At 60.1% G+C, this 16312-nt stretch carries 12 protein-coding genes; 6 read left to right on the top strand and 6 right to left on the bottom strand.

Going from position 1 to position 16312, the window contains the following annotated elements; all coding sequences use genetic code 11:
- Nucleotides 1-57 precede the first annotated feature (57 nt).
- Together AB5Z09_RS07830 and AB5Z09_RS07825 are read left to right on the top strand one after the other, a co-directional pair.
- Nucleotides 58-915: a helix-turn-helix transcriptional regulator gene (locus AB5Z09_RS07830; RefSeq protein ID WP_368194999.1), complete on the top strand. Its 858-nt coding sequence runs from the start codon at nt 58-60 to the stop codon at nt 913-915.
- A gap of 69 nt (nt 916-984) precedes the next feature.
- Nucleotides 985-2679, top strand: coding sequence for an NAD-dependent malic enzyme (locus AB5Z09_RS07825; protein ID WP_331483294.1), 1695 nt, complete (start codon nt 985-987; stop codon nt 2677-2679).
- 85 nt (nt 2680-2764) lie between these two features.
- Here the strand turns inward: AB5Z09_RS07825 and AB5Z09_RS07820 are convergent, their stop codons facing one another.
- The 4 genes from AB5Z09_RS07820 to AB5Z09_RS07805 all read right to left on the bottom strand — a co-directional run bounded on the left by AB5Z09_RS07820 (nt 2765) and on the right by AB5Z09_RS07805 (nt 7263).
- A complete protein-coding gene (locus AB5Z09_RS07820; protein ID WP_368194998.1) occupies nt 2765-3802 on the bottom strand; it encodes an OmpA family protein in 1038 nt (345 codons plus the stop codon).
- Between the two features lie 230 nt (nt 3803-4032).
- Nucleotides 4033-5031, bottom strand: coding sequence for a porin OmpA (gene ompA, locus AB5Z09_RS07815; protein WP_005358919.1), 999 nt, complete (start codon nt 5029-5031; stop codon nt 4033-4035).
- A 307-nt stretch (nt 5032-5338) separates the two neighbouring features.
- On the bottom strand, nt 5339-6358 hold the full coding sequence (gene ompA / locus AB5Z09_RS07810; RefSeq protein ID WP_013723997.1) for a porin OmpA: 1020 nt from the start codon (nt 6356-6358) through the stop codon (nt 5339-5341).
- A gap of 308 nt (nt 6359-6666) precedes the next feature.
- The gene (locus AB5Z09_RS07805; RefSeq protein WP_219263350.1) at nt 6667-7263 is read right to left on the bottom strand and encodes a hypothetical protein; all 597 of its coding nucleotides are present in this window, start codon (nt 7261-7263) and stop codon (nt 6667-6669) included.
- Between the two features lie 258 nt (nt 7264-7521).
- Here AB5Z09_RS07805 and AB5Z09_RS07800 point away from each other — a divergent pair, with 258 nt between their 5' ends.
- Nucleotides 7522-7788: a DNA-binding transcriptional regulator gene (locus tag AB5Z09_RS07800; RefSeq protein WP_005338367.1), complete on the top strand. Its 267-nt coding sequence runs from the start codon at nt 7522-7524 to the stop codon at nt 7786-7788.
- 200 nt (nt 7789-7988) lie between these two features.
- The gene (locus AB5Z09_RS07795; protein WP_368194997.1) at nt 7989-9329 is read left to right on the top strand and encodes an APC family permease; all 1341 of its coding nucleotides are present in this window, start codon (nt 7989-7991) and stop codon (nt 9327-9329) included.
- A 73-nt stretch (nt 9330-9402) separates the two neighbouring features.
- Here AB5Z09_RS07795 and AB5Z09_RS07790 read toward each other — a convergent pair whose 3' ends face one another.
- Nucleotides 9403-10278 (bottom strand): patatin-like phospholipase family protein, encoded by an 876-nt coding sequence (locus AB5Z09_RS07790; protein WP_368194996.1) that lies wholly within the window; start codon nt 10276-10278, stop codon nt 9403-9405.
- A 45-nt stretch (nt 10279-10323) separates the two neighbouring features.
- Complete coding sequence (locus AB5Z09_RS07785) at nt 10324-11862, bottom strand: diguanylate cyclase (RefSeq protein WP_368194995.1); 1539 nt, start codon at nt 11860-11862, stop codon at nt 10324-10326.
- Between the two features lie 197 nt (nt 11863-12059).
- Between AB5Z09_RS07785 and AB5Z09_RS07780 the strand changes: the two genes are divergently transcribed.
- Complete coding sequence (locus AB5Z09_RS07780) at nt 12060-13109, top strand: efflux RND transporter periplasmic adaptor subunit (RefSeq protein WP_021229115.1); 1050 nt, start codon at nt 12060-12062, stop codon at nt 13107-13109.
- Nucleotides 13109-16225 (top strand): efflux RND transporter permease subunit, encoded by a 3117-nt coding sequence (locus AB5Z09_RS07775; RefSeq protein WP_144715938.1) that lies wholly within the window; start codon nt 13109-13111, stop codon nt 16223-16225. The genes AB5Z09_RS07780 and AB5Z09_RS07775 overlap by 1 nt, the downstream gene beginning before the upstream one ends.
- The last annotated feature ends 87 nt before the right edge of the window (nt 16226-16312 follow it).

Raw genomic sequence — 16312 nt, 5'->3', positions numbered from 1 at the left:
CTTCTCACTGTGAGTAGCTCTCGATTTTCTTGTGTAAAACTATCCTGTTGAGGTGTTATGTCCTTTGTCAGCGAGTGTCTGGAGATAGCGCCCTCCTGCGATGAGCGAATGCTGGGGCGCGAAGGGCTGCCGCTGCTCGGCGAGGCCGGTATCTTTCTGACCGGCCTCTCGACCATTCGGGAGCACTACCTCATTCGCCGTAATCGGCCCGAGTTTCACATTCTGATGGCGAGCCACAGCGAGGGGGGGGCGCTGCTCACCGACCGGGGTGAGCAGCCCATCCCGAACGGTTCGCTCATCTTTCTGCCTGCCGCCGTACCCGGTGGCCTCAAGCTGGTGGGGGAGCAGTGGCAGATGAGCTGGATTTTGCTCGATGACGTGCCGCGCTGGCAGCATCTACACCGGCTTGGTCATCGTATCTGGCAGGGGGATGGCGGTGATCAGCTTCATCATCTGCTCAGCCTGATCCAGCTCGAAGGGATTCGTTCCCCACTCCAGCCCCAGTTGCTCACTCTGCTGCTGGCACTGCTGGAGCGCACCCTGCAGGGAGAAGTGCGTGGTACGCCGGAGCTGCGCCTGCAGGCGCTGTTTCGCCGGGTGGAGGCGCGTCTCGACGAGCCCTGGAGTGTGGCCCAGCTCGCCGACCAGATGGCCTGCTCGGTGCCCCATCTGCACCGCCTCTGTCAGCAGCACTTTGGCATGGGGCCGATGGCAAGGGTGACCGAGCTCAGAATGAACAAGGCACGCCAGTTGCTGCTTTATACCAATTGGCCGCTCAGCGAGCTGGCCGCCCGAGTCGGTTATAGCGATGGCGCCAACTTTGCCAACTCGTTTCGGCGCCTGACTGGTCTGACCCCGGGGGCATTTCGTCGACTCGGTCGCAAACCTTTTGCAACGGATATGCAAACTCTTTGAAATTAATGACACAAGCCCCTAGGATCGGCGGGTTCCTGCGTCTAGCTAACCGTTTAGGTATCAAGATCCATGTTTGAAGATAATAACCAGAAACGTCCTCTCTACATTCCCTACGCCGGCCCCGCTCTGCTGGAGACCCCGCTGCTCAACAAGGGGAGCGCCTTCACCAGCGAAGAGCGCAGCAACTTCAACCTCGAGGGGCTGCTGCCCCAGAATATCGAGACCATCGAAGAGCAGGCCGAGCGCGCCTATCGCCAGTTCATGGCGTTTGGCAACGACATGGACAAGCACATTTACCTGCGCAACATCCAGGATACCAACGAGACGCTCTTCTACCGTCTGCTGCACAACCACCTGACCGAGATGCTGCCCATTATCTACACCCCGACGGTGGGCAAGGCGTGCGAGGAGTTCTCCAACATCTATCGCCGCGCCCGTGGCCTCTTCATCTCCTATCCGGACAAGGAGAGGATCGATGACATGCTGCAAAACGCCACCAAGCAGAACGTCAAGGTGATCGTGGTGACTGACGGCGAGCGGATCCTGGGTCTGGGTGACCAGGGGATCGGCGGCATGGGCATTCCCATCGGCAAGCTGTCGCTTTACACCGCCTGTGGCGGCATCTCGCCTGCCTACTGCCTGCCGGTGGTGCTGGATGTCGGCACCAACAACCAGCAGTTGCTGAACGACCCCTTCTACATGGGCTGGCGCAATCCGCGCATCTCCGGTGAAGAGTATGCCGAGTTCGTCGATGCTTTCATTCAGGCGGTCAAGCGCCGCTGGCCGGATATCCTGCTGCAGTTCGAGGACTTCGCCCAGAACAACGCCATGCCGCTGCTCAACCGCTACAAGAACGAGCTCTGCTGCTTCAACGACGACATTCAGGGTACCGCGGCGGTGACCCTCGGCAGCCTGATAGCCGCCTGCAAGGCCTCCGGTGCCAAGCTCTCCGAGAAGCGGGTCGCCTTCCTCGGCGCAGGCAGCGCCGGTTGCGGCATTGCCGAGCAGATCGTGGCGCAGATGAAGGCCGAAGGGCTGACCGATGCCCAAGCGCGCAGCCGGGTCTTTATGGTTGATCGCTTCGGTCTTATAACCGACAAGATCCCCAACCAGCTCGACTTCCAGCGCCGTCTCTCCCAACCGGTGGAGCGCATCGCTGACTGGCCGGTGGGGGACAATATCTCCCTGCTGGAGGTGATGGAGCATGGTCGCCCGGACATCCTGATCGGGGTCTCCGGTCAGCCGGGGCTGTTCACCGAAGAGGTGGTCAAGACCATGCACAAGCACTGTGCCCGTCCCATCATCTTCCCGCTCTCCAACCCCACCTCCCGGGTCGAGGCGACGCCGGCAGATCTGATCCGCTGGACCGACGGTCAGGCGCTGGTGGCCACCGGCAGCCCGTTTGCACCGGTGGAGTACAAGGGCAAGCGCTACGTCATCGCCCAGTGCAACAACTCCTTCATCTTCCCGGGGATCGGCCTTGGCGTTATCGCCTCCGGTGCAACCCGGGTGACTGATGCCATGCTGATGTCGGCCAGCCGTGCGTTGGCTGATTGTTCACCGCTGGTGAAAGGGGAAGAGGGCTCCCTGCTGCCGGATCTGGCGGATATCCATCAGGTCTCCCGCTACATCGCCAAGATGGTGGCCAAGACCGCCATGCTGCAGGGCAAGGCGGTGCAGACCCCGGACGAGGTGATCGATCAGGCCATCGAGGCCAACTTCTGGCATCCGGAGTATCGCCGCTACCGCCGCACCTCGTTCTGATTTCTGCGGGAAGTGGCAAAGCAAAAGGGATGCCTCGGCATCCCTTTTTACTGCACGTCTGACATGGTTATCGCCTCAAGATCAACTACTCGCTGCCGCCCTGCACGCCGGTGACGCGCACCTCGACCCGGCGATCCGGACCAAGGCAGTCGATGAGCGCCGCCTTCGCCTTGATGGCATCACACTGGTTGCCGGTGACCGGATTGCTCGCACCATTGCCCTGGATGCTCACCTTGTCGGCAGGCAGCCCTTTGCTGATCAGAAAGTCGGCAACGGTTTGTGCCCGAGCTTCTGACAACCTCTGATTGTTGGCATCCGAGCCGATGCGGTCGGTATACCCCATCACGACTGCACTGCCATCCTTGGGCTGCACGTCGACGATCTGCTGGTAGAGATCGTCCAGCGCACTCATCCCCTCCTGTTTGAGGTCCGCTTTGCCAAAGGCGAACAGCACATCGGAACTGAGGTTGAAGGTCTGATTCACCACTTCCGGTTCGGCCGGTGGCGGGGGGACCACGACCGGGGCGGGCGTGGGGGCCGCTTCTTTGGGTTGGCTGCGGTTCGGGTGGATCACCAGTTCCAGCGTGGCGGTGCTGATGTCGCTGACCCAGCGCTGGGTACCGCTGTTGGCTTTGCCGTTATCCGGATCATCGCCAACGCGCACTATGTAACGGTAGCGAGCCTGCAGATCGACCCAGTCATGGAGCCGGGCCGTCACTCCCAGGCCTGCCAGCGGCGCCAGGTTGTCGTCCCCGCCATTGACCGACTCGACGTGGTAGATATAGCCACCACCCTCGGCAAAGAGCGAGAACATCTCGCTGAGCGGCAGGCGGCCAATGACTGACAGCGTGGCTCCCTTGCTGTTGAAGTCATGGCCGCTGATATCCCAGTCTCCGGTGGAGAGATAGCCAATCTCGGCCCCCAGATTTTCCGTGAAGTTGTAGCCGCCAAACAGGGAGAGCGCAGTCGCATCCTTGCCGACATCCTGACTGAAATCATTCAGATTGTGGGCAATGGCCCAGCCACCGCCAACCCCGGCATACCAGTCGTGAACCGGTTCCGCTTGTGCGCCTGTGCTCGCCAATGCCAGTGCAATCCACACAGGTTTTACTCTTATGTTCATCGCGTATCCTCGTCGATGTTTGGTGTAGTGAGGTTGCCTGCTGGTCAAACCCCACACTTATGTATAGGTGACGGGCTGTTTTTAACCACCAAAGAGGTATGGGGGCGACACGCCGTGAACTAGGGCGCGAGACGGGAAGAGGAAGGGGGCAAAAGAGGGTTACAAGGTGGGCGAATAAGCGGCAAGAAAAAGGAGGCCAGGTGGCCTCCTTGTTGTATCGGACTGCAGGATTACTGTTGTACTTGCTGCACGCCGGTGACGCGTACTTCTACGCGGCGATCCGGTGCCAGGCAGGAGATCAGCTGAGCCTTGCCCTTGACGCTGTTGCACTGGGTGCCGGTGACCGGATTGGCTTCACCGCGACCTTCGATGGCAACTTTGCCAGCCGGCAGACCTTTGCCAACCAGGAAGTCGGCCACGGTACGGGCACGCGCTTCGGAGAGTTTCAGGTTGTAGGCGTCAGAGCCGATACGGTCGGTGTAACCGACGACCACGGCGCTGCCATCTTTCGGCTGAACATCAACGATCTGCTGATACAGGGTGTTCAGCGCTGCGACACCTTCTGGCTTGAGGGTGGATTTGCCAAAGGCAAACAGCACGTCAGAGCTCAGGGCGAAGTTCTTGTCGACCAGTACCGGCTCGGGAACCGGCTCAGGCGCAGGGGCGGCCACCGGGGCAACATAAGAGGTGCGGTTCGGGTGCATCACCAGCTCCAGGGTCGCGACGCTCATGTCGCTCTCCCAGGTTTTCTGCTCGTCACCCAGATTCCACAGATAGCGGTAGCGTGCCTGCACATCGATAAGGTCGGAGAGCTTGGCAGTCAGACCCAGGCCCGCCAGCGGTGCAGTGCCGTTGTCGCTGTTGCCATTGCCGTTGACGTGATTGAAGTAGGCACCGCCTTCAGCAAACACCGAGAAGATGTCGCCCAGCGGCAGGCGGGCGATACCGGAGAGGGTGGCACCCTGGGTTTTGAAATCGGCACCGTCAACGCCCGCTTTACCGGCGTAGAGGTAGCCCAGTTCAGCTGCGTAGTAGTCGTTGAAGTTGTAACCGCCGAACAGGCTCAGCGCAGTGGCGTCTTTGTCAGTGTCTTTGCCAAAATCATCCAGACCGTGGGCATATGCCCAACCTGCACCAACACCGGTGTACCAGTCATCGGCAGCCTGAGCTGTGGTGCCTGCGGCGGCGAGCGCCAGTGCAATCAGGGTAGGAGCCATTTTGAGTTTCATCGGTTTATCCTCGTTGTGTTAGCCCATGTCGGGCAATGCACTTGTTTTTATTGCTGCGAAAAATCGCCAGCAAAGTGGATAGCGAAGGCTTTGGACTCTCATGATGCATTGGCGTCATGGACAACAGACCGGACAAGAAGCGCTTTTTAGTGCTTATCCAATACCTTACAGGCGCAACTACTTTATGCTTTCGAGACGGGGCAGGCAAGGGCAGGGAGGCGGGAGTGAGGGATGCAAGCGAGAACTAGACAAACAAAAAGGGATGCCGCAGCATCCCTTTTTTTCGCACTATCTGAACGAGGTCAGATTATTGCTGAACTTCTTGTACACCAGATACGCGAACTTCTACGCGACGATCCGGAGCCAGGCAGGAGATCAGTTGAGCTTTAGCGGTTACGCCGTTGCACTTGGTGCCGGTAACCGGGTTGGCTTCGCCACGACCTTCGATGGCAACTTTGCTGGCAGCCATACCTTTGCTTACCAGGAAGTTGGCAACGGTGCGGGCACGGGCTTCAGACAGCTTCTGGTTGTAAGCGTCGGAACCGATACGGTCGGTGTAACCAACAACAACAGCGTTGCCATCTTTCGGCTGGAACTCAACGATTTGCTGATACAGACCGTTCAGGGCTGCAACGCCTTCAGGCTTCAGGGTGTCTTTGCCGAAGGCAAACAGCACGTCTGAGTTCAGGGCGAAGTTCTTCTCTACCACTTGCGGAGCAGGAGCCGGCGCTTCTTCAACAACCGGAGCAGCTACCGGAGCTACGTAGGAAGTACGGAACGGGTGGTATACCGCTTCCAGAGTAGCGATGCTCTGGTTGGCTTTGTAACGCTCACCGTTGGCGTGCAGGTCAGCCACGTCCCACATGTAGCGGTAGCGAGCTTGCAGATCCAGCGCGTCATTTACCTTGTAAGTCACACCAGCACCGGCCAGCGGGGAAACTTTAGTGTCGCTGGTGCCCAGACCATCGGTGTGACCCCAGTAGGCGCCGCCTTCAGCGAACAGGGAGAAGTCGTTGCCAACCGGCATACGGGCGATACCGGACAGGGTGGCACCCTGGCTCTCGTAACGGTTGCCGTCGGTGTTGCCACGACCGGTGTACTGGTAGCCCAGTTCGGTACCGAAGTTCTCGGTGAAGTTGTAACCCATGAAGGCGTTGGCAGCAGCCGCGTCTTCCTGGCCTACATTGGTGCTTTCCAGCTTGTTCAGGCCGTTGAAGTGAGTAGCACCGACACCGGCACCGAAGTAGATGTCGTCAGCGGCGTGAGCAGCGGTAGCACCCAGAGCAGCCATGGCGATGGCGATCATGGAAGGAGCCATTTTCATCATAAAAAAATCCTCGTTGAGATCGCACGTTATTCACGTGCTTCACACTTTGTAATTTATGTAAGCTGCAGGCTCCGCCGTACGGCTGGCGTCGAGTCTGGCAGATGACCCGGTATAACCGGGTTGCACACTCTCCTGGTGTGTCGAGTGCGCTGGCATGGCACGCAATGCGTGAGAAACCACTGCCAGGCAACTGATGTCATTCCGATGACGAGGCGCACTCTATGCCGATTTTAAAACATGATCAAGCTCACAAATGAGCCTTGTGGCAAATTGTGTCGTGCCCTTAACTGGCTGTTTATCCAGATTAATTAGTGATCCAGATAGGCCCTGTGCAGTTTCTTCTCCAGCTTCATATAGGCCTGAACCCAGTCGCTATGCGGGTTGGCTGGATTCGCTCTGGCGGCAAAGACCGCGAGGTAATCTGTCTGGGTTGCGCTCTGCAGCAGGGGGGTAAATGTCATCAAGAAATGTCGGGCCAGATAGGGGTCAAGGGGCCAGATGTTGAGGATAGCGCGAGCCACAGGCTGAACCGCAGCTGAACAGATGAAGTGGCGATGTCCCGCCTCCAGCCAGTTGGCCATCTCGCACATGCCCGATTCGGGCACCAGACCACCATCACCTTGAGTGGTTGCCAGAGCAATCGCCTGACCATTTACCGTGACGAGCTGCTCATTGTTATGCAGGGTGCCGTCGTGGCTGCGCAGGGTCAGGTCCGGGCATGCCTGTTCAAGAAACAGGCTGCAGCTCTCCGGCAGGGCGGCCAGCAGCTCGCTGGCGTGGCTGGACATCAAGGCCGGAAGCCAGAATGCTTCGGCGCGATATTGTTCACCTTGCAGGCGCTGTTGTGCCAGTTCTTCTGTGCTGGATACGGGGTGCAGGCGAGAGATAATGCCGGGAAACGCCATACTTATTCCTCTTAATGGGTATCTGGCGGATTATACGAGTTATTGGGGGGGCTACAATAAAGGTTTCTTTTCGAGACTGTTTACCTGAGGCGGCTGAGCGATTACCATCCCCCCTTGAAGGCAAGGGTTGTCGCCGAAAGGCGCTCATAAGATAGAGGCTCGACCATAACGAGTCCGAACAAAACTGATACACTTGACTACGAGTCGTCGCGAAAAATAAAAGGCGGAGTAAATCCGCCAAACGGAGTATGGAACATTATGAATTCAAATATCGTCACTGTTGGCAAGAAGATCCGTCAGATCCGTGAAGCGGTCGGTTTGAGCCGTCCGAAGTTTGCAGATTTGCTGGGTGTTCCTCCCACCACGCTGAAAAACTACGAACTGGGTTACCGTGAAGTTGGGGGCGCCTTCCTGGTTGCCCTGGCGCACCACCCGGATCTGCACAAGTTCACCCTCTGGCTGCTGGCAGACAAGAAAGTCGCCGAAATCGGCCAGATTGGCCCGGATGACCTCGCCAAGGCGTGATCATCGATGTGAATAGAAATGCCGCCTTCGGGCGGTATTTTTTTTGGGTTGCCGATCGATATTTTGATCTAACACGCTTTGAATTACCCATGCAGGCCAACGAGAATAAGCGGCCCCGAAAAGTGGGCCCCCTGGTGGTATCTGGCCACCTGAGCACTATTACATTCAGGATGATATGAGCAATCGTATGGAGTATGGGTATGAGCAGTAATGAGTTGGATAAACGCTATGGCCTGATGACTGCCATTGCGATGGTGGTCGGCGTGGTGATCGGCTCCGGTGTCTTCTTCAAGGCCGATGATGTACTGCGTCTGACTGGCGGTAATCTGGCCATTGCGCTGCTGGCATGGGCGCTGGGGGCATTTTCGATGATCTTCGGCGCGCTGGTGTTTGCCGAGTTTGCCCAGCGGATCGAAAAGTCCAACGGTATCGTCGATTATGCCGAAGCGGCATACGGCAAAATGTTTGGTTATCTGGTGGGGTGGTTCAAAGGCGTACTCTATTACGCCCCTCTTTCCGCCATCCTTGCCTGGGTCGCCGCTCTGTACACCATGATCTTGCTTGGTAGTGATAATCCGACCAACTCTGGTGCGACCTGGATACTGGCGGCTGTCTATATGACGGTCACTTATCTGATCAACTTCTATACCCCGGTCCTGGCGGGCAAGCTGCAAGTGGGCTCTACCCTGATCAAGTTGATCCCGTTGATCCTGGTTGCCATTGTGGGCACCATTTCAGGCTTGCTCAATGGTGTCACCGTGACCAACTTTGTGCAGGCAATGGATGGCATAGGAAGCACCGGAGGCACGCTGGCCACGGCCGTGGTTGCCACCGCCTTCGCTTATGAGGGGTGGATCGCCGCCGTGACCATCAACAGCGAAATTCGCGATTCCAAGAAGAATCTGCCCAGAGCGCTGGTGATTGGCACCCTGATCGTCTTTGTGGTCTATGTCACCTATTTTCTGGGGATCGCCAGCGTCTTGCCGACGGACGAGATAGTGGCGCAAGGGGATAACGCGGTTAATCTCGCGACAACCAGCCTGTTTGGCGGGACTGCCTCGACCATTTTGACCGTGTTCGTGATTATCTCCTGCCTCGGAACCCTCAATGGTCTGGTGCTGGCGACCATGCGCATTCCCTACTCGCTGGCGATCCGCAATCAGGGTCCTGCCCCCAAGTGGATGAGCCGTATCGAACCGCATCACCACATGCCCATCAACTCGGCCCTCGCGGCAGCGCTGTTGTCGGTGATCTACTCAGTGTTGTGGTACTGCAGCATCAACGAGACATTCGGTCGTTACATCGCCCTGGACGAGATGCCGATCGTGCTGATTTATGGCCTCTATCTGTTCCTCTATGTCTGGTACATGCGCACCTTTACCGAGTTGGGCTGGATGAAGCGGTTTGTGATCCCGACCTGCGCCACCCTGGGCGCGCTCATCATTCTGTATGGCGGTATCACCAATCCCAGTCTGGGACTCTATCTGCTGGTCTCTGTGGGGGTGATTCTGCTCGGGTTGCTCTTCTACCGTAAGGAGTGACCGGGTAAGTAAGTTGAAAAAAAAAAGCGCCGAATGGCGCTTTTTTCATGTGTAAACCGCTGCATGTCGACAACTAACTGTCCAGCAACCCGAGGCGGCCCAGTTCATCCTTGAGCTGATCGAGATTGCGCTCGACGCAGGCTTCCCCCTCGTTGATGGCATCGCTGGCGCGATGAAAATCCATGATGGAGAAGCTGCCAAGGCGCGGGCAGAGCTGGATCTCCGGCGGGTCACCGGCCATCCGGGCGCGGGTAATACGCTCTTGCATGATGTTGATGGAGCCACTCATCACGCTCCACAGACCCGGGGTGGTTGGCGCGGATTCACCGCGATTGAGCCACTGGCTGAGCAGGCCGCCGCTGCCGGGTTGATCCGGCTCGTCGGTCCAGGGTTGGTGCATATCGGTGTTGAGGTTGACCGCAATCACCACCTCGGCCCCCATGGCGCGGGCCAGCGAGATGGGCACCGGATTGACCACGGCGCCATCGACCAGCCAGCGGTCGTTGATCCGGGTCGGGGTGAGGATCCCCGGCATGCCGCAGGAGGCGCGCACCGACTGGCGCAGCGGGCCCTGTTGCAGCCAGATTTCGCGGCCGGTATCGAGCTCGGTGGCGATGCAGGCGAAGGGGATGGGCAGATTCTCGAGATTGGGATCCCCCAGATGGCTGGCGGCAAGACCAAACACCTTTTCGCCGCGAAACAGCCCGCCGGAGAGGGCCGGGTCGAGCAGGCTGACCACCTGCAGGCGGGTAAAGCCGCGCACCCAGGTTTCCAGCCGATCCAGTTCACCGGCGGCATAGGCGGCACCGACAAAGCTGCCGATGGAGCAGCCAGCGATCAAATCCGGTTTGATGCCGAGACGTTCAAGGGCGCGGATGACGCCGATATGGGCCCATCCTCTGGCGGCGCCGCTCCCGAGAGCGAGCCCTACGCGGGGTTTACGTGGCACGACAGTCCTCCAAAAAGGGGTTGAGGGGTCAGCTTACTCCGAGAGTCAGGAGGCGTCACCCTGCCATCTTTCGCTGCGGTTGCGACCGTTGGCCTTGGCCTGATAGAGCGCCACATCGGCGCGGCGCACCGCCTCGTGCAGGGGAAGGTTCTCCTGGTGGGGCAGATAGCCGAGGCTGATGGTGACTTCCAGCCCGGGCTCGATGGCGGCCCAGTCATGATCTGCCACCGCCTTTCTCAGCCGCTCCGCCAGCTCGCCGAGCTGCGTTGCATCTGCGCGGCCAATCAGCAGCAGAAACTCTTCGCCCCCCCAGCGGATCAGGCGGTCTGTGGGCCTAAGCTGCTGCTGGCAGATCTGCACCAGCCGGATCAGCACGATATCGCCGACGGCATGGCCGAAGTTGTCATTGACCCGTTTGAAGTGATCCGCATCGAACATCAGGATCCCCGCTTGCAGCCGGGCCAGATCGCCCGCCTGCTCCAGCAGCACCAGATAGTGGCGGTTGAAGGCGCCGGTGAGGGCATCGTGGCAGGAGAGGTAATTGAGCCGCTGGTTGAGGCGATGGGACCTCAGGTTGGAGAGGGCGGCCAGCAGCATAAAGAGGATGGCGAGCAGGGTCGGCGTGGACTGGCAGAGCATGGCCCACACCAGCGGCAGCAGGGTGACGTTGTGCACCAGTCGCAACGGGGTATCTGGGATTGCCATGGTCAGCTGCAATGCCCCTTGCCGCCACTGGTATTCGTCGGTCGGCTCGGGGTCTTGCGGCACCACGGGCTGGTGTGCGCTGCTGGCCAGCACCTGATGGTACTGATTGAGCAGCAGATACTCACCCAGCGCCGGCGCCAGCTGGTTGAGCTGCGATTGCAAGCGTGAGAGCAGGATGTCCATGCTGATCATCCCTACCAGCGAGCCGTCCTTGTAGAGAGGCTGGGACATGGTGACCATGGTGCCCAGTCCGGCAAAATCTTCGTAGGGGCGGGAGAGAATGGTGTCCTGGCTGGGGTTGGGTGACATCAGCGCATCCTGCCAGTAGTGCTTGTCATAGATGCTGCGGGCAAAGCGAAACTGGCTGGAGGGGATCCAGGGATAGAGGTAGATAAAGTTGTCCACCCCGGTGAAGTAGGCCCAGGCGATCTCGCTGCCCAGGCGCTGGCTGGCGGTGGACAACAAGGGGGAGAGGCTCAGGGCCAAATGAAGTTGCGCCTCCCGCGCACTGCCGGGGGGCGGCAGCGGGCCGTCACCGGTGAGGTTGCCCACCAGTCCGGCCGGTAAATCGCCGGGGAGCTTGTCGAGGGCCAGCCCCTCTGGCAGTACCTCGATATGGCGATAGAGCTGGCGGGTGAGCACCGACTGGGGGTCGCTGCGCAGTCGCTCTTCGGCCTGACCGCGCATCGCCTCAAGAAATACTTCGGTCTGTTTGAACCGATCCCGCAGGTAGATGGCGCTGTTGAGGGTATCGCTCTGGTAGAGGCGTTCTATCTGTTTCAGGCTTTGCCGCAAGGTCAGACCAATCAGCAGGATGACCACGGCGAACAGGAGCCAGGTCAGGCGTGTGAGAAAGCGGTGGTCAGACATTTTGGGCATAGGCAGTCAGTCGGGTTGCGAAGGAAATAGTCGTTAGTGTATGCGATGTGGCGTGAAAACAAACGGCGCGACCTGAAACAGAGTGAGCTTATCCCGCTCTTGTTACGTTTTGTCACATTTATACATAGTCACGGCATAGTCTGGGGCTAAAATGGCCCCAATCTGGATTTACCCTCTCACTCTTCATGGACTGTTCGATGAAAATGCGTATCTGGCTCGGCTTGGGCCTTCTTCTAATCGTGGTTGCCGGCGTCTGGGCGCTGCGTCACAGCGAACCCGCCGCCAAAGCACCGACCAGACAGGTCAATATCCGCACTCAAACCGTCAAACAGAGTCTGGCCGAGCCTACCCTCAAGCTGGTGGGCAAGCTGGCGGCCAATCGTTCTGTCATCATCAGCCCCGAAGTGACCGGTCGCATCGTCAAGATTGCGGTGCAATCTGGTCAGAGCGTGGCGAAGGGGGAGACCCTGATCGCGCTGGATGCGGGCAAGCAGCAGGCGGAGCTGGCCGAGCAGAGCGCCAGTCTGCGCGACGAGAACCGCAAGCTGAGTGATATGCGCAAGCTGGTGGCCCGTGGCGCCGTGACCCAATCCGAGCTGGAGGGGCAGGAAGCCACCGTGGCCCAGGTGCAGGCACGCCTCGATGCCGCCCGCTACGAGCTCTCCCTGCGTACCCTGCAGGCGCCCTTTGCCGGTACCGTGAGCCTGATTGATCTCAGCGAAGGGGCGCTGGTCAACAGCGGCGACACCCTGCTGCATCTCGATGAACTGGACAAACTGCGCCTCGATCTGGCGGTGCCGGAGCGTTACCTCTCCCTGCTGCGCCCGGGCATGGCGGTCACCGCCACCAGTACTGCCTGGCCGGATCAACAATTCAACGGCACTTTGACCACCCTCGACAGCCGCGTCTCCAACGATACCCAGAACATCAAGGCGCGGGTGATGATCCCCAATGGCAATGGCCAGTTGCGCCCGGGCATGTTGCTCAATGTGGAGCTGGCACTGCCTGCCCAGCAGCTTACCCTGATCCCTGCCCAGTCGGTGGAGTACGCCGGCGAGCAGCGTTTCGTCTATCGCCTTGAGGCCGATGGCCGGGTCAAGCGGGTGCCTGTGGTACTCGGCGAAACCGAAGGGGAGACTGTCTGGGTCACCGAGGGGCTCAAGGTCGGCGATCGCATCGTGGTCGAGGGGCTGGTCAATCTGCGTGATGGGGTGCAGGTGCGTGATCTGGCCGAGGTGAACGGCTGATGTGGCTCTCCGATATCTCAGTTCGCCGCCCGCTGGTGGCGGTGGTGCTCAGCGCCTTGCTGACCGTGTTTGGTCTGGTCGCCTTCAGCAAATTGACGGTGCGGGAGATGCCGGACGTGCAGATCCCCTCGGTCTCCATCACCACCACCTATGAGGGGGCGGCCCCCTCGGTGATGGAGAGCCAGGTCACCAAGCCCATCGAGGATCAACTTTCCGGCATCAGCGGCATCAAGAACATCAACTCCATGACCCGCAAGGGGCGCTCGATGATCACCGTCGAGTTCAAGCTCGGCTGGAACATGGTGGAGGGGATCTCCGATGTGCGTGATGCCCTCTCCCGCGCGCGGCCACGGCTGCCCGATGATGTGGACGAGCCGCTGGTGACCAAGGACAGCGGCAACGGCGATGTGGCGATCTGGCTCAACTTCAGCAGCAGCCAGATGGATCGCACCGCCATGACCGACTACGCCAACCGCGTGCTGGTTGACCCCCTGAGTCTGGTGGACGGGGTGAGCGAAGTGGCGCTCTCCGGCGATCTGACCCAGGTGATGTATGTACGGCTGCGCCCTGCCGATATGGCGGCCCGAGGCATCACGGTGAGCGATGTGGAAGAGGCCCTCAAGCGGGAGAATATCGAGCTGCCGGGGGGCGAGATCCGCAACAACTCCATGACCATGGCGGTGCAGATCGCCCGTCTCTATCACACAGCGGAAGATTTCCAGCAGCTGCAAGTCACCACAGCCGCCAACGGCCAGAGCGTCTATCTGGCTGATATCGCCGATGTGGAGGTGGGAGCCAAGAACGAAGACAGCGCCTATCAGCGCAACGGCAAAGAGAGTCTGGGTATCGGCATCGTCGCCCAGTCCACCGCCAATCCGCTGGCGGTGGCGCAGGGGATCGAGAAGAAACTCGGCGAGATGCAGCGCTTCCTGCCGGAGGGGGCCAAGCTGGAGGTCGATTACGACTCCACCATCTTTATCAAGCAGGCCATCGATGAGGTGTACGAGACCCTGGCCATCTGCGCCGTGCTGGTGGTGGCGGTGCTCTATCTGTTCCTCGGGCAGGGGCGCACCACGCTTATTCCGGCCATTACGGTGCCGGTGTCGCTCATCTCCGCCTTTATCGGCGCCTGGTATTTCGGCTTTTCCATCAACCTCATCACCTTGCTGGCCCTTATTCTCGCCATCGGCTTGGTGGTGGATGATGCCATCGTGGTGGTGGAGAACATCCACCACCATCTGCAGCGGGGTGAACCGCCGCTGCTGGCCGCCTGGCACGGCACCCGCGAGGTGGGCTTTGCGGTCATCGCCACCACCGCCGTGCTGGTGATGGTGTTTGTCCCCATCGCCTTTATGGATGGCATGGTGGGGCGGCTCTTTACCGAGTTTGCGATATTGCTTTCGCTTGCGGTGCTCTGCTCCTCGCTGGTTGCGCTGACTCTAACCCCGGCCATGGGCTCCTGGTTGATGCGCCCGCTGGATAAACCGAACCGGCTGACAGCCGGGCTCGACCGCGGGCTCGGCTGGCTGGAGGGGCACTATCGCCACCTGCTGGCATGGGTGCTGCGTCGCTCCCGCTGGACGCCGCTGGTGCTGCTGCTCTGTCTGGGCGGTATCGGTGCCCTCTTTACCCAACTGCCGACCAGCCTCACCCCGACCGAGGATCGTGGCGTCATCTATGTCTTCGTCAAGGGGGCAGAGGGGACCAGCATCGAGCGGATGAAGCGCAACATGCAGCAGGTGGAGTCCGCCATCATGCCGATGCTGGGCAAAGGGGTGGTGCAGGCGCTGAGCTTCAGTACCCCCGCCTTTGGCCGTGGCGGCGATCAGACCGGTATGGTGATCATCCAGCTCACCGACTGGGCGGAGCGCGACGTCACTGCCACCGAGTTCTCCCGCTCGCTGGGTGCCAAGCTCTCCGGCATTCCCGACGTGATGATCCGCACCTTCCAGCCCGGTTTCCGCGGCGGCTCCACCGCGCCGGTGCAGTTCGTGCTGCAGGGTAACGACTATGCCGAGCTCTACCAGCAAGGGTTGGCGCTGCAACAGGCGGCGCAGGGCAGCGGCCTGATGCTGAGCCCGGATCTCGACTATGCCGAGAAGACCCCCGAGCTGCAGGTGACCATCAATCGCGACAGCGCCAGCCAGCTTGGCATTCCGGTCTCCACCGTGGCCAACAGCTTGCAAACCCTGCTGGGCGGGGCGAGCAAGACCACCTATGTGGACAGGGGCGAGGAGTATGACGTCTACCTGCGCGGCAATCAGACCGAGTTCAACGGCATCTCGGATCTCGGTCGCATCTACCTGAAGGCGGCCAATGGCGAGATGGTCAGTCTCTCTACCCTGGCCACCGTCAAGCAGGTGGCGACCGCCAATCGCCTCAACCACTACCAGCGGCAAAAGGCGATCACCCTGACCGCCGATGTGCATCCCGACCACACCCTGGGTGAGGCCCTCGATTTCCTCGATGGCTGGGCCAACGCCAACCTACCCACCGGCATGACGGTGGATTACGCCGGTGATTCCAAGGATTACCGCGACAATCAGGGGGAGATGGTGCTGGTCTTTGGCCTCGCCCTGCTGGTGGTCTATCTGGTGCTGGTGGCCCAGTTCGAGAGCACCCTGACACCGGCAGTGGTGATGGTGACGGTGCCACTCGGCATCTTCGGCGGCCTGCTTGGCCTCTGGCTGACGGGGCAGGAGATGAGCATCTACAGCCAGATCGGCATGATCATGCTGATTGGCATGGTGACCAAGAACGGCATCCTCATCGTCGAGTTCATCAACCAGTTGCGCCAGCGGGGGGAAGGGTTCGAGGAGGCGATCATCGCAGGCTCGGTGCGCCGTCTGCGCCCCATCCTGATGACCTCGCTCACCGCCATTATCGGTGCGGTGCCGCTGATGCTCTCCATGGGGGCGGGCTACGAGAGCCGGATGGCGGTGGGAACCGTGGTCTTCTTCGGACTGTCGCTGGCGACCCTGGTCACTCTGCTGGTGGTGCCCGCCATCTACCATCTGATCGCCCGCCACGCTGGCATGACAGGGGCGCGGGATCAGCAGGTAGACGAAGCGCTGGCCGCCAAAGGGGCAGGGGAGTCGCACCCTCCGGCGCTCTGACCTCAATCCTGACGGAGGCCAGTTATCAGCCTCCATCATCACAAGGGCGCCTGCGGGCGCCCTTGCTATTGCGGGCGGCGACCTATT

Origin of the sequence: Aeromonas sp. R2-2 (assembly GCF_040908355.1) — a bacterium.
GTDB classification, from domain to species: Bacteria; Pseudomonadota; Gammaproteobacteria; order Enterobacterales; family Aeromonadaceae; genus Aeromonas; species Aeromonas veronii.
This window is presented reverse-complemented; position numbering and strand designations above follow the sequence as displayed.

Excerpts from the sequence above, each read along its gene's own strand:
- AB5Z09_RS07795 (WP_368194997.1), top strand. The coding sequence starts at position 7,989 with ATGAGCAGTAATGAGTTGGATAAACGCTATGGCCTGATGACTGCCATT.
- AB5Z09_RS07780 (WP_021229115.1), top strand. The coding sequence starts at position 12,060 with ATGAAAATGCGTATCTGGCTCGGCTTGGGCCTTCTTCTAATCGTGGTT.
- AB5Z09_RS07800 (WP_005338367.1), top strand. The coding sequence starts at position 7,522 with ATGAATTCAAATATCGTCACTGTTGGCAAGAAGATCCGTCAGATCCGT.
- ompA (WP_013723997.1), bottom strand. The coding sequence starts at position 6,358 with ATGATGAAAATGGCTCCTTCCATGATCGCCATCGCCATGGCTGCTCTG.
- AB5Z09_RS07805 (WP_219263350.1), bottom strand. The coding sequence starts at position 7,263 with ATGGCGTTTCCCGGCATTATCTCTCGCCTGCACCCCGTATCCAGCACA.
- AB5Z09_RS07785 (WP_368194995.1), bottom strand. The coding sequence starts at position 11,862 with ATGCCCAAAATGTCTGACCACCGCTTTCTCACACGCCTGACCTGGCTC.
- AB5Z09_RS07830 (WP_368194999.1), top strand. The coding sequence starts at position 58 with ATGTCCTTTGTCAGCGAGTGTCTGGAGATAGCGCCCTCCTGCGATGAG.
- AB5Z09_RS07820 (WP_368194998.1), bottom strand. The coding sequence starts at position 3,802 with ATGAACATAAGAGTAAAACCTGTGTGGATTGCACTGGCATTGGCGAGC.
- ompA (WP_005358919.1), bottom strand. The coding sequence starts at position 5,031 with ATGAAACTCAAAATGGCTCCTACCCTGATTGCACTGGCGCTCGCCGCC.
- AB5Z09_RS07825 (WP_331483294.1), top strand. The coding sequence starts at position 985 with ATGTTTGAAGATAATAACCAGAAACGTCCTCTCTACATTCCCTACGCC.
- AB5Z09_RS07775 (WP_144715938.1), top strand. The coding sequence starts at position 13,109 with ATGTGGCTCTCCGATATCTCAGTTCGCCGCCCGCTGGTGGCGGTGGTG.